Source organism: Variovorax sp. PBS-H4, from assembly GCF_901827205.1.
GTDB lineage: Bacteria > Pseudomonadota > Gammaproteobacteria > Burkholderiales > Burkholderiaceae_C > Variovorax.
On record NZ_LR594675.1, the window covers coordinates 6,209,192 to 6,221,789 of the forward strand.

General features: G+C 63.0%; 12 protein-coding genes. 8 read left to right on the top strand and 4 right to left on the bottom strand.

What is annotated here, in order from left to right; genetic code table 11:
- Positions 1 to 69: 69 nt before the first annotated feature.
- The gene (locus E5CHR_RS29540; RefSeq protein WP_197893883.1) at positions 70 to 837 is read right to left on the bottom strand and encodes an esterase/lipase family protein; all 768 of its coding nucleotides are present in this window, start codon (positions 835 to 837) and stop codon (positions 70 to 72) included.
- Between the two features lie 208 nt (positions 838 to 1,045).
- On the opposite strand from E5CHR_RS29540, the gene E5CHR_RS29545 reads away from it, so the two are divergent.
- Positions 1,046 to 1,480 carry a hypothetical protein gene (locus E5CHR_RS29545; protein WP_162583315.1) on the top strand — a complete coding sequence of 145 codons (435 nt, stop codon included), beginning with the start codon at positions 1,046 to 1,048 and terminating at the stop codon, positions 1,478 to 1,480.
- A 57-nt stretch (positions 1,481 to 1,537) separates the two neighbouring features.
- A complete protein-coding gene (locus E5CHR_RS29550; protein ID WP_162583316.1) occupies positions 1,538 to 1,954 on the top strand; it encodes a DUF3037 domain-containing protein in 417 nt (138 codons plus the stop codon).
- A gap of 229 nt (positions 1,955 to 2,183) precedes the next feature.
- Here E5CHR_RS29550 and E5CHR_RS29555 read toward each other — a convergent pair whose 3' ends face one another.
- Together E5CHR_RS29555 and E5CHR_RS29560 are read right to left on the bottom strand one after the other, a co-directional pair.
- Entirely contained in the window at positions 2,184 to 2,711 is a 528-nt protein-coding gene (locus E5CHR_RS29555) for a HEPN domain-containing protein (protein WP_197893884.1), read from the bottom strand.
- A 67-nt stretch (positions 2,712 to 2,778) separates the two neighbouring features.
- Positions 2,779 to 3,447: a hypothetical protein gene (locus E5CHR_RS29560; protein ID WP_162583318.1), complete on the bottom strand. Its 669-nt coding sequence runs from the start codon at positions 3,445 to 3,447 to the stop codon at positions 2,779 to 2,781.
- A gap of 270 nt (positions 3,448 to 3,717) precedes the next feature.
- On the opposite strand from E5CHR_RS29560, the gene E5CHR_RS29565 reads away from it, so the two are divergent.
- The 4 genes from E5CHR_RS29565 (at position 3,718) to E5CHR_RS29580 (ending at position 8,452) form a co-directional block, all read left to right on the top strand.
- Complete coding sequence (locus tag E5CHR_RS29565) at positions 3,718 to 4,836, top strand: type I restriction endonuclease (protein ID WP_162583319.1); 1,119 nt, start codon at positions 3,718 to 3,720, stop codon at positions 4,834 to 4,836.
- 315 nt (positions 4,837 to 5,151) lie between these two features.
- A complete protein-coding gene (locus E5CHR_RS29570) occupies positions 5,152 to 6,414 on the top strand; it encodes an SIR2 family NAD-dependent protein deacylase (RefSeq protein ID WP_232062237.1) in 1,263 nt (420 codons plus the stop codon).
- Positions 6,411 to 8,243, top strand: a complete 1,833-nt coding sequence (locus E5CHR_RS29575; protein ID WP_162583320.1) for an ATP-binding protein — start codon at positions 6,411 to 6,413, stop codon at positions 8,241 to 8,243. The genes E5CHR_RS29570 and E5CHR_RS29575 overlap by 4 nt, the downstream gene beginning before the upstream one ends.
- On the top strand, positions 8,240 to 8,452 hold the full coding sequence (locus E5CHR_RS29580) for a KTSC domain-containing protein (protein ID WP_162583321.1): 213 nt from the start codon (positions 8,240 to 8,242) through the stop codon (positions 8,450 to 8,452). The genes E5CHR_RS29575 and E5CHR_RS29580 overlap by 4 nt, the downstream gene beginning before the upstream one ends.
- Before the next feature lie 322 nt (positions 8,453 to 8,774).
- Here the strand turns inward: E5CHR_RS29580 and E5CHR_RS29585 are convergent, their stop codons facing one another.
- Positions 8,775 to 9,689, bottom strand: coding sequence for a LysR family transcriptional regulator (locus E5CHR_RS29585; protein ID WP_162583322.1), 915 nt, complete (start codon positions 9,687 to 9,689; stop codon positions 8,775 to 8,777).
- 226 nt (positions 9,690 to 9,915) lie between these two features.
- Between E5CHR_RS29585 and E5CHR_RS29590 the strand changes: the two genes are divergently transcribed.
- Together E5CHR_RS29590 and E5CHR_RS29595 are read left to right on the top strand one after the other, a co-directional pair.
- Positions 9,916 to 10,575: a hydrolase gene (locus E5CHR_RS29590; protein WP_162583323.1), complete on the top strand. Its 660-nt coding sequence runs from the start codon at positions 9,916 to 9,918 to the stop codon at positions 10,573 to 10,575.
- Positions 10,576 to 10,708: 133 nt separating this feature from the next.
- A complete protein-coding gene (locus E5CHR_RS29595) occupies positions 10,709 to 12,598 on the top strand; it encodes an amidohydrolase (RefSeq protein ID WP_162583969.1) in 1,890 nt (629 codons plus the stop codon).

A 12,598-nucleotide genomic window follows, 5' to 3' on the forward strand; every position in this document is an offset into this window, starting at 1 on the left:
GATGCGAGTGGGCACGAACGCCAGAGGCGAATCGCCTACGGCACGCTGGCAGGCGGGCCGCTCGCGGCCTCAGTGGCGCGCAGGGTCGGGATAAAACGGCCGCAGCCCCGCCGGTGCGGCGAAGGGAGCCCACTCGCCTTCCGACTGCGACAGCCGGTCGGCCACCGCATAGAACACGGCCGGGTGGACGCCCAGGCCGAGGTGGCTCGCCTCGACCTCGATGTTTTCGGTGAAGGGCGTTTCTTCCTGGAAGCTGCTGCGCCACGACACGATGCCGTCGGAGCGGCTGAAGATCGACGTGGCGGGCACCTGCGGCGTCGGCCTCACCCACTTCTGGCGCCTGGGATCGTGGGCCGACCTGCCGCTCAGCAGCTCGTACACCTTGGTGGCGCGCGTGGCCTTCGGGCTGCCGTGCAGGGGGCTGCCCAGCGTAACGACGCCACGCACCGACTCGGGGGCCTTGGAGGCCAGCATTCGCGCGAACACGCCGCCGAGGCTCCAGCCCACCAGGCTCACCTTGGTGCCCGAGGTGTCGTGCAGGCGGCGAACCAGGTCGAGCAGGCCCTTTTCCACGCCCGGCCGAGGGCCGCAGTTGGTGCCCAGGCCCCAGCCTTCGACCGTGTAGCCGCGCGTCTCCAGGAACTTCCGGAGCATCTCCGTCGAACCGTCGCTTGCGCCCAGGCCGGGCAGCACGATCACCGTGTGGCCGTCACCGCGAGGCGCGAACTGGAGCAGCGGCCAGAGCGCGAGCGTTGCGCCGGCTTCCCATATTGCCCGGCCCTCGGCCAGCAGCAGGAACTTGGACGGCGGATGGGCCGCGGCGGCTGTCATTGGCATGTGGGTTCTCCCGTGTTCTGTAGCAAGCGCACAAGTTAGGGCGTACCGGGCGAAGCTTCCGCTGGGACAGGAGCCATGCACTGCGTAGGCCAACCTGCCATCCTCGCTGCGTCATGTCTTTTGACATGGAGTGCGCCTTCGATGGCGATCGGAGTCTTGATCGTCCTACTCGCGAGCGGTGCCGGTCGCCTGTTTGATGGATCGCACCATGCACTCCATTGTTCAGACCGCCCTGCGGAGCTTGCAAGGCCTGGCGTATGCCAAGGCGGTCGAGCAGTGCCGGCGGGTGGCCTGGTTGTCGCGCAGCCACGCGGGAGCGGCCCGGCTCGAGGAGCGCGCGCGCAGCGTGGCCGCGTGGGAGAACAACATCTCGATGCTGCGGCTGGCCATGACCACGGAAGAACGCGTGGAGCTCAGGATCAAGCGCGCCATCTACCTGCGCATGCTGCTGGAGAGTGCTCCCGTGCGGCTGCAACCCTGGGTCGATGAGGATGACCTGGCGAGCATGCCCGCCTCGCATCTCTTTGAGTGGGTGGCGTACGACCTGGAACGGCTGGAGCTGGAGGAGATCGAGGGGACGTTCACGCCGGGGGAAGAGGTGCTGTATGTGAGGGAGGCGTTGGCGTACCGGGGGTTTGAGTAGGCGGGCTCTACGTTTTTCGTAAAGCGAACATGAAGGCCTTCGTTCAACATCGAGGGGATGGACGGCCGCTACTCGTACAGCATTACCCGATACGTGCATGACATTGAAACTGGGGAGTTCATCAACGTTGGGGTTGTTGTGGCTTTGTGCGAAGAGCCTTGTGTGGCGGCGAAGTTCACGATGGACCACCGGCGCGTCAAAGGGGCTTTTCCGGGACTGGACGTTGAAGTCTTTCTGATGCGGATGCTGCGCTTGCAGGCGTGCTTCGATGCCGTTGATGCCGCACGGTGCTCCGAGGTGCGCGCCCGCGAAGGTCTGCCTATCGAGGCGCTGATTCGTTCGGTGCTGCCGGTGGAAGACAGCGCGCTCCACTGGTCTCCTGCCGTTTCAGGCGTCTGCGGGTCTCTGCCTGTGTTGCTCGAGGCAGTCTATCGACGCTTTATTGCTCGACATGAATTGATGCGCAGGCGTTGAGCGCCTCGGTATGTTGGCAGGCACGGGTAGTGCAAGCACCGGCTTAGAAGGATCGGTGGAGCAAGCGATCTCAGGACTTGCACTACCGGTTTGCAGCGACAGCGGACATACGGCCGCTCACCATCAAACGCCCGGTCGCCTGCGCTATCCGGACACTCATACTCCAGTTGCAGAGCGAAGCGAATGTCGCACTCGCCGGTGCAGCGATGAGATGCGAGAACTTGCAGCGCTATGCAACCCGCCGGCCCTGCTGCCGCGGCACAGCGGTAGCCTCATCGGTCGCGTCGACCAAGCACTTCAAGAACTTGATCGCCTTCTCCAGATCCTCTTTCTTGATGAGATGGGGCTGCGGAACTCCGCTGCTCAGTACCTTCGAGCGATGGACCGCGTCCCCCCGCTTCTTGATCAACACGTCGAGTTCCATCCGCACGCGGTCGCAGTCGTAGTTGTTCCAGCTCCAACCGTCATAGACATCGATGCCGAGGAAGTCCAGGAACAGCTTGCGGGTCTTTTCCGAGTTGGGGTTGTTGAACTGCTTGAGGGTAAGCTTGAGCTGCTTGAGCATAAACTGGTGCTCGAAACTCGCGTGGTTCGAGCCCAGCCACAGATCCACCGCCTCCTCCACGCGATCCTCGACATAAGTCTCCCACGCCGTGCAGGCCATGATGAGACCTGCTCGCTTTAGCACCTCAGCATTGGGCGGCGGCGGTCTGGTATTGATCGCATTGAAGTGTTCAAGGAGCTCGATGGCATCCATGATCGAACTTTCGAAGGTCTCTCTAGCGGTGGGCATCGGAGCGGTGGCTGGGTAAATCGATGGACGATCAAGGCGCGATCGAATCTGGCAGCACTGGCGCTCGGCCCGAGATTAACTCGACGGCCTCCCGCGGAATGACCCGAGCACGCTTGAGCTGCGCGTCGAAGATAGCGATATACGAGGGCGAGCCGTCCAGCACAAACCCTGAGGCGAATGCCTGGCCGTCCTTCTTCAACTCAACGCACATGTACTTCGATTTCTCGCAGCCCTTGGTGAACTCCACTGCCTCGCGCTCGGCATGTGCCCTGCCGCTGGCGGCGCCCACCGCGTCGGGAACGATCATCACCGCCGTCCAGGCGACGAGCATGACCGGAGTGATCACAGCGACCAGCAATGTGCCCGCCAAGTACCGCGCGAGGCGCCGCACCCAGGCTGCGCGCCCAGCCAGCCACGTCTCCACTGCACCGGAACCGGCATCCCACGGGGACAACAGGATGAAAAGATAGAGCGCCACTCCGACCGCGGCAGCGGCCCACAACCCGAAGTTGGCAAGTATCCCGACGAAGGCGAGGGCCGACTGATTCACCAGCCCGTAGTAGCCGTTGATCAACACCAGATCGGTGGACCTAGGGAAGACGCCTGCATCGATGCCCCAGTACTGCAGATACGACCGGTGTGAGGCCACGCCGATGACGTGAAGGGTGACGGTGCCCACCGCAACGAGCGCGGTCAACAAGCTCAGCACGCCGGGCCAGTTCGGACGAGTGAGACGGGGCTGCGATTCAGGTTCCTCTCGGATCATCAACGAAATTTTGCCGCGCCGCCTCCCGCGAACGGCGGCGGTTTCGTCTCCTGTGCAACGGATCGTGAACAAATCCGCAGGACAGGTCTGTTTCTCGCATTGCGTCGTACATTTTGGGGAGGCATCGATTGTGGGAAGCTTGGTGCCTGACCAAAATGGCCCGACCGTTTTGCAAACGGGACCAACAACAATGAGGAGAAGGAATTGGACTTCATCGACCAAGTCAGATCGCTCGCGTCAAGAGTCGCGGTCGCCAAAGACCTTTTGCAGACGGAAGAGGCCACCAAAAACGCCATGGTGATGCCGTTCATCCAGCTGCTCGGCTACAACGTGTTCGACCCCCTCGAGGTGACGCCTGAACTCATCGCTGATGTGGGAACTAAGAAGGGCGAGAAGGTCGACTACGCCATCCTCAAGGACGGCAAGCCCATCATGCTGTTCGAATGTAAGAAAAGCGGCGGCGACCTTAACATCAACCACGCAGGCCAGCTCTTCAGATACTTCCACGTGACCGAAGCCCGGTTCGGCGTGCTGACCAACGGCCTCACGTACAAGTTCTTCACCGACCTGGAGAAGCCGAACAAGATGGACGAGAAGCCGTTCTTCGAGTTCAACATCCTCGACTTCCGCGAGCAGGAGATCGACGAGCTTAAGAAGTTTGCGAAAGCTGCCTTCGACATCGAGACCATCCTGACGACGGCTAACCACCTGAAGTACACGCGCGCGATCCAGCACACGCTGAACGAATGGATGACCAACCCGCCCGAGGATTTCGTCCGCCTGGTGTCGGCGGAGTTCTTGGTCGGTAAACACTTCAAGGCAGCCTTGAAGGACCAGTTCACCGCTGTGACGAAGCGTGCCTTTCAGCAGCTCATCGGCGACAAGATCAATGAGCGGCTCAAGGGCGCGATGACGCCGGAGACGCCGCTCTCGCCGGTCGCCATCGTTGCAGACGTTGCGGATGCAGAGGCGGGCGCAGCTTCTCAAGAGGCATTCGCCCCATCAGCCGTCGAGCTCGAGGCCTATCAAATCATTCGCGCGATCCTTCGGCCTGTGGTCAAGCCAGGTCGGATCTTCATCCGCGACGCTGCGAGTTATTGCGCCATCCTCTTCGACGACAACAACCGCAGGCCGATCTGCCGGCTACGGTTCAACAACGAGGCCAAGCTAGTTGTCGGGCTATTCAACGAAAGCAAGGAAGAAGAGCGCATCGCGATCTCGACCGTCGACCAGCTGTTCGATTTCGGGGAGCGTCTGACTGCCTGTGTGAACGGATATTTGAACGTGACCGTAGACAAATCCGTTGCGCCGTTGACAACCTAGGTGCTGAGCGAGCACGTGCGAAGATCCTCTAGGCGCAACGTCGTTATCCGCGCCCCATCTTCCGAGTTCTTCACTTGCCAGCGCTGCTTGAACGAAGCCGGCGCTTGCGGCGGACCGATCTCAATCCTCGGCATCGACCGCCTTCCGTCAGTTCGGCAGCGTCTCCTGCCGATCAGCGACAGCGAGGCCGACAGCTATCAACACCAGGCAGTCCCGAGGTGACCAGAGGAGCCCTTCAACTGGATCGCCTGCAGGAGCCTCTTCACACTTGAGTCGCGCAGAATATCGTTACGAACAAGATTACATAGGAGCCGCTTGAACACTTTCCACAACCCTGACCGCTTCATGTCGGACCTCAGACAGATCCTGTCCCAAGGGCGGAAGCGCATCGGTCTGCTGGTCGGCGCAGGAGCACCGATGTCGCTTCGTGTGAATGATGCTGGTACGTTGGTGTTCAAAGGCGGGCACTCGTTGATGCCTGGCGTAGAGGCTTTGACAACCCAAGCAATTGAAACTTTGGTCGGGCAACAAAAAGCCGCTGCCCAGGCGATTCGCGCGGAACTTGGTGCTGCCGCGAACATCGAGTCGATCCTTACCCGCATTCGACTCTTGCAACAGGCGCTGGGTCCTGCACAAGTGCACGGGCTTGACTCCGAAGGCTACAAGGCGCTCGGCGCGGAGGTGTGCAAGAAGATTGGAGAAGTGGTTGGCGCTCCTCTGCCCAAGGAGCGAAATCCCTACACGGAGTTGGTCGCGTGGGTGAGCGGAACGCTTCGGGCGCATGCGGTCGAAATTTTCACAACCAACTACGACCTTCTATTCGAAGAGGCTTTCGAACGATCGCGGGCATCCTACTTCGACGGATTCACGGGGGGACATCTGCCTTTCTTTGATCCGGTGAGCGTCGCCAGCGATGATCTGCCGCCAAGGTGGTCACGACTCTGGAAATTGCACGGCTCCTTGGGCTGGGCTTTGGAGGGCGACTCGGTCGTGCGTGGACGGGGACGGGCAGCCTCGCAACTCGTCTACCCCGATCACCTTAAGTACGAGTTGACCCAGAAGCAGCCCTATTCAGCTTTGTTCGAACGCCTGCGTCAGTTTCTTTTGACGCCTGACAGCATCTTGCTCACGTCTGGGTTCTCGTTTCGCGATGCACATATCTGCGCCGTGCTGGACGAAGCGCTTGCCATGAATGCGAACGCTTCGGTGATGGCCTTCCAGTACATGCCGCTGGCATCTGAGGAGCCTGCCTGCAAGTTGGCATATGAACGTCCCAACCTTTCGGTGTACGCGTCCGACGGTGCCGTGATTGGGGGCGTCAAGGGAATGTGGCGTCCCGGCGATCCTCCGAAGAACTGGGAAGACATTCGAGCCACCTTCTGGGGAGCCAAGTGGCCAGGGGAACAGAATACGTTTCTGCTTGGCGATTTTGCGCTTCTCACTCGCTTCTGCGCCCTTGCCCAGGCGACTGATATGAGTGCCCAAGCCGCACCCGACGCCGCCGTTGCTGCGCTGGGCGGAGGAGCGCCAACGGTCGTTGCAGTCGCCGTAGCGAATGCGGGGGAAACGAAAGCGTGAGCGCCAAGGATCCGACGTTCCTCGGTTTGGTGACCTCTGTTTCAGGTCCAACGGTCACCGTGTCGCTCGCTGAATCTCTAGCGTCAGGCATTGCTCTGATTGAAGGGCATATGTACCGCGTTGCTCAGGTCGGGGGGTTCGTCCGAATTCCTCAGGGATACCAGGATCTCTTCGGCATCGTGAGCGAGGTTGGGGCATCAGCAGACTCAAAGGCAGGTAGCGGCGGACGTTGGATGAGGGTGGAACTCGCTGGAGAGGCGCTGGGGCAGAGCTTCGAACGCGGACTTAGCCAGCTGCCGTCGATCAATGACGCGGTGCACATCGTTACCGAGGCAGACCTTAGGCGCATATATGGGAGCGAGGGCCTTGACCAGATCGCTATAGGCACCCTGTCCAGTTCCGAAAGCATCACCGTCAAGCTGTCGCTGGATGCCCTGGTCACCAGACACTCTGCCATTCTGGGGTCAACCGGCTCGGGAAAATCGACAACCGTCGCAAGCTTGTTGCGTTCCGTAGTCCGTCCAAATCAGGATGGTGGCGCTCCAGCATCTCGAATCCTTCTCCTGGATCTGCACGGCGAGTACACGCATGCGCTGGCCGACTTCGCCCGCGTGTACAGCGCCACACCCCAGCCCGGCGAACGCCCGCTGTTCGTGCCTTATTGGGCACTGCAATCGAGAGACCTTCTGAATTTCGTTGCAGGAGGATTGACCGAGAACCAGGAAATTGCTTTCACAGACAAGATTCAGGACATGAAGGCCGCGGTACTCGCGGCGACCAACTTCCCCGGATTGGACCCTCAATCACTCACCGTTGATAGCCCAGTACCGTTCAGCCTCAAGCAATGCTGGCACGACCTCATCGACTTCGAGATGCGGACTCTCAATGGACCTCAGCGAGACCAGCCGGCGTTGGAACAGGCCGGCGACCCGGCAACTCTGACCCCCCCAAGGTACACCCCGGCGGCGATGGGTGCTGCTGGTCCGTTCCTAAATCAGCAGGCGAAGGGGATTCGACGGCAATTGAATCTGATGCGGTCACGGCTGCTGGATCATCGATTCGACTTCATTTTGCATCCTGGTCCGTGGGAACCCCAGTTGGATGGAACCGTCGAAGCCGACCTAGACAGGCTTCTGGACGACTGGTTGGGGCACGAAAAGCCGGTCACTATTCTTGATTTGTCGGGCGTGCCAAGTTCGGTGTTGACGACTCTCGTCGGCTCCATTTTACGAATCGTCTACGAGGCGCTGTATTGGAGCCGCGAGAAAACCGAAGGGGGAATCCACCGCCCGCTTTTGGTCGTGATGGAAGAGGCGCACAGATACCTTACCGGTGCCAAGGAAGACGGACCGGCGGCAGACATAGTGAAAAGGATCGCCAAGGAGGGGCGGAAGTATGGGATCGGCGCGATGGTGGTTTCCCAACGCCCCGCCGAGGTCGATGAAACGATTCTGTCGCAGTGCGGCACGATCTTTGCGCTGCGCTTGTCAAATCCTGAGGACCGTGCCCGCGTGAAGGGCGCGCTTCCCGACAACTTGGGCGGACTGGTGGACTTGCTGCCTGTGCTGAGAACAGGGGAAGCAATCGTGGCGGGAGAAGCAGCCAGGCTGCCAGTGCGATGCCGTGTAACGCTGCCCCTTCCTGAGCAACGTCCCAAGAGTTCCGACCCCAAGGTGTCCGAAGCCTGGGCCAATAAGAGAGTCGCAGAGGGATACGACCGAGTCGTGGCCTCTTGGCGAGCGCAAAGAACCTTCGCAGTCACGCGAGACCTTAGCATCGTGCGAGTTCCAGTCCAAGATGCACCAGAACCCCAGGGAGGTGAAGTATGAACCGAGAACTGATAGCGTCATCCACAATCATTGCAATCGGCTACGACGAACCGTCACAGACATTGGAGGTGGAGTTCAAGACCGGTGCTGTCTATCAGTACTACAACGTGACGCAGGCGCTCTATGAGCAACTAATGCAGGCGGGCTCAAAGGGGCAATTCTTGGCTTACCAGATCAAGAACGCCTACCCGTACTCTCGCGTCGGATAAGCGCGCTTGGACTGTTTTCGAGGGCTGCGCTTCCGCGCTTCCTGCAAGCTGGGCTCTTGCGCCAGTCGAGAGACAGTCCTCTTCAGGCCGTCGAATCCGACGCGCACTACGTCAGCTCAGAGCGGTATTGCCGTCGCCCGATACGGTCAGTGCGAAAGGCTCCAACCAGTCTGAAGCGGAAGTAGCCCAGACGCACCAGCCTCTGCGCCCCACCCGATTCAGAACGTGACGAAGCGCATTCCAGCGACTTCGCGTGTGACGACTAAAAGTGCCACACCCCGCCATCGGCAAAGACTCACGTCCCCGTCTGACCGTTCGACACTCACACCCCCACAGACCGCGGCAGCAGCGCCGGCACCAGCGCCCGATTCAACCGCTCCCGCCACCACTGCAACGCCCTTCCCTCCGCCCCCGTCTTCCACGCCAGCCAAAACGACTCCGCCGCGCGCGGCTCCTCGGTCGCCAATTCCACCAGCGTCCCGCGCGCCAGCTCACCCCCAATGCACGCCCGCGGCAGATAGCCGTGCCCCAGCCCCTCCATCTGGCAAGCGATCTTCGCCGCCATGCTCGGCACAGTGATGCGCGGCTGCCCCGCGAGCAGTCCCACGGTGCGGTCGGACAGCGTGCGGGCGCTGTCGCCGACCACGATCGCGTTCCAGTGGAGCAGGTCGCCGCGTTGCAGCGGCCTGCCCAGGCGAGTGAGCGGGTGCGTGGGCGCCACGCAGAAGGCGAAGTCGATACTGCCCACGGGTGCGGCCTGGTAGCCGCCGCCGGCAGGACCTTCGCCCGCGGCGATGACGATGTCGGCGCGGCCTTCTCGCAAGGCTTCCCAGGCGCCGGTGAGGGCTTCGCAGCCGATGCGCAGCCGGGTGCCGCAGCGCAAACCTTCGAAGGCGCGGATGTCGCTCGTCAGGGCCTGCGTGGGGATGACCGAATCGTGCACCAGGCACAGCTCCGACTCGTACCCCGTGGCGATCTGCCGCATGCGCGATTCGAGGTCGCCCGCCGCGGTGAGCAGCCAGCGGCCCTCCTTCAGCATCTCGTCGCCGGCAGAGGTGAGCGTGACGCGCGGCCCGCTGCGCTCGAACAGCAGCATGCCCAACTGCTCTTCGAGCTTGCCGACCGCATACGAAATGGTGGATGGCACCTTGTTGAGCCGCAAGGCGGCAGCGGCGAAGGAGCCGTGGCGCGCGATGGCGTCGACGAGTTCGATGGCTTCAAGAGTGAGCTTGAGCATGCGCGTGTCCTGCAGATGAAAGGCAATGTTCGAAAAATTCGATGATGGACGCCGAAAGATTTCGTCGGCGACGGGTCGGGAGCTCGCCATGATTGCGCCCATGCCGAGGGGATCGAAGCCCGAAGCAGATTGTGAATTCGATCGAATTCCAACGGAGGTCGAAGGTCTCAATAATTTGACCTGCTTCTTCCGCCTTCAACGCACGCACTGAACAGAGGAGCTCCCCATGACCGTCAATGTCAAAGCCACCCCCACCCCCGGCGCCAAGCTGCTCAAGCCGGCCGACCACACGCTGGTGATGATCGACTTCCAGTCGCAGATGGCCTTTGCCACGCACTCGATCGACGCGGTGACCCTGCGCAACAACGCGGCGCTGGTGGCGCAGGCGGCCGCAGGCTTCAAGGTGTCGACCATCCTCACGACGGTGGCCGAAAAGAGTTTCTCCGGCCCGATGTTCAGCGAGATCACCGAGGCCTTCCCCGGCCAGGCGATGCTCGACCGCACCTCGATGAACACCTGGGAAGACGCCGCCGTGATCGAGCGCGTGAACGAGATCGGCAAGCCGCGCATCGTGCTGGCGGGCCTGTGGACCAGCGTGTGCATCGTGGGCCCGGCGCTGTCGGCGCTCGACCAGGGCTTCGAGGTGTACGTGATCGCCGACGCCTGCGGCGACGTGTCGACCGAGGCGCACAACCGCGCGATGGATCGCATGGTGCAGGCCGGCGCGCAGCCGATGACCGCGATGCAGTACCTGCTCGAGCTGCAGCGCGACTGGGCCCGCGGCGAGACGTACGACCTCACCACCGGCATCGCGAAGAAGGTGGGCGGCGCCTACGGCCTGGGCGTGACCTACGCCAAGACGATGTTCGGCGCGCACGAAGGCTGAAGACCCGCCCGGAGCGCAGCGCGTGACATCTTCCTCTTCTTCCAACCCCGGCCGCCGCCGCTTTCTCGGCGCGCTCGGCGCCACGCTCGCGGCCCCGGGCCTCGCGCAAACCACCGACTCGATCGAGGCTGCCATGTCCGACACCCAGACGCCCGACCTGATCCTGCACAACGGCCGCATCACGACGCTGGACCGCGCCAACCCGATGGCGAGCGCGGTGGCCATCCGCGACGGCCGCTTCCTCCGCGTGGGCCGCTCGGAAGACGTGCTGCCGCTGGCCGGCCGCGCCACCCGCGTCATCGATCTCCGGGGCCGGCCCGTGCTGCCGGGGCTCATCGACAACCACCTGCACATCATCCGCGGCGGCCTCAACTACAACCTGGAGCTGCGCTGGGACGGCGTGAAGAGCCTGGCCGACGCGATGGCGATGCTCAAGCGCCAGGTGGCGATCACGCCGGCGCCGCAGTGGGTGCGCGTGGTGGGCGGCTTCACCGCGCACCAGTTCGCCGAGAAGCGCCTGCCCACGCTCGAAGAGCTGAACGCGGTGGCGCCGGACACGCCCGTGTTCATCCTCCACCTGTACGACCGCGCGCTGCTCAACGGTGCCGCGCTGCGCGCCGTGGGCTACACCAAGGACACGCCGCAACCGCCCGGCGGCGAGATCACGCGCGATGCCAGCGGCAACCCCACCGGCCTGCTGCTGGCGAAGCCGAATGCGGCCATCCTCTACGCCACGCTCGCCAAGGGGCCGAAGCTGCCGATCGAGTACCAGCTCAACTCCACGCGCCACTTCATGCGCGAGCTCAACCGCCTGGGTGTCACAGGCGCGATCGATGCCGGCGGGGGCTTCCAGAACTACCCGGAGGACTACCAGGTCATCCAGCAGCTCGCCGACGCCGGCCAGCTCACCATCCGCCTGGCCTACAACCTGTTCACGCAGAAGGCCAAGCAGGAGAAGCAGGATTTCCTGAACTGGACGGCGAGCTCGAAGTACAAGCAGGGCGACGACTACTTCCGCCACAACGGCGCGGGCGAGATGCTGGTGTTCTCGGCCGCCGACTTCGAGGACTTCCGCCAGCCGCGGCCCGACATGGCGCCGGAAATGGAAGGCGAACTCGAGGAGGTGGTGCGCATCCTGGCCGAGAACCGCTGGCCCTGGCGCCTGCATGCCACCTACGACGAGACCATCACCCGCGCGCTCGATGTGTTCGAGAAGGTGAACCAGGACATTCCGCTGGCGGGCCTGAACTGGTTCTTCGACCATGCCGAGACCATTTCGGAAAAATCCATCGACCGCATCGCCGCGTTGGGCGGCGGCGTGGCGGTGCAGCACCGCATGGCCTACCAGGGCGAGTACTTCGTCGAGCGCTACGGCGCGGCCGCGGCCGAGGCCACGCCGCCCGTCAAGCGCCTGCTGGAGAAGGGCGTGAAGACCTCCGCCGGCACCGATGCGACCCGCGTCGCCTCGTACAACCCGTGGGTGTCGCTGTCGTGGCTCATCACCGGCAAGACGGTGGGCGGCCTGCAGATCACGCCGCAGCGCAACCTGCTCGACCGTGAAGCGGCGCTGCGCATGTGGACCGAGAAGGTCACCTGGTTCTCCAACGAGGAAGGCAAGAAGGGGCGGATCGCGGCAGGCCAGCTCGCCGACCTGATCGTGCCGGACCGCGACTTCTTCCACTGCCCCGAATCCGAGATTGCGGACACGACTGCGCTGCTGACGATGGTGGGCGGCAAGGTGGTCTATGCGGCGGGCGCCTTTGCGCCGCACGACGAAGGCGCGCCGCCGCCGGCCATGCCCGACTGGTCGCCGGTGCGCCGCTACGGCGGCTATGGCGCGTGGGGCGACCGGGAGGGCGCGCCGCTGCGCAAGGCGATGCGCCAGGCCGCCATGTCCTGCGGCTGCGCCAACAACTGCAATGTGCACGGCCACCAGCACGCGACGGCGTGGAGCAGCACGCTGCCGGTGTCGGACCTCAAGAGCTTCTGGGGCGCGCTCGGCTGCGCGTGCTGGGCGGTATGA

Bases quoted from the DNA above. Each gene is read 5' to 3' on its own strand.
- E5CHR_RS29540 (WP_197893883.1), bottom strand. From the start codon at position 837: ATGCCAATGACAGCCGCCGCGGCCCATCCGCCGTCCAAGTTCCTGCTG.
- E5CHR_RS29545 (WP_162583315.1), top strand. From the start codon at position 1,046: ATGCACTCCATTGTTCAGACCGCCCTGCGGAGCTTGCAAGGCCTGGCG.
- E5CHR_RS29550 (WP_162583316.1), top strand. From the start codon at position 1,538: ATGGACGGCCGCTACTCGTACAGCATTACCCGATACGTGCATGACATT.
- E5CHR_RS29555 (WP_197893884.1), bottom strand. From the start codon at position 2,711: ATGGATGCCATCGAGCTCCTTGAACACTTCAATGCGATCAATACCAGA.
- E5CHR_RS29580 (WP_162583321.1), top strand. From the start codon at position 8,240: ATGAACCGAGAACTGATAGCGTCATCCACAATCATTGCAATCGGCTAC.
- E5CHR_RS29585 (WP_162583322.1), bottom strand. From the start codon at position 9,689: ATGCTCAAGCTCACTCTTGAAGCCATCGAACTCGTCGACGCCATCGCG.
- E5CHR_RS29590 (WP_162583323.1), top strand. From the start codon at position 9,916: ATGACCGTCAATGTCAAAGCCACCCCCACCCCCGGCGCCAAGCTGCTC.
- E5CHR_RS29595 (WP_162583969.1), top strand. From the start codon at position 10,709: ATGTCCGACACCCAGACGCCCGACCTGATCCTGCACAACGGCCGCATC.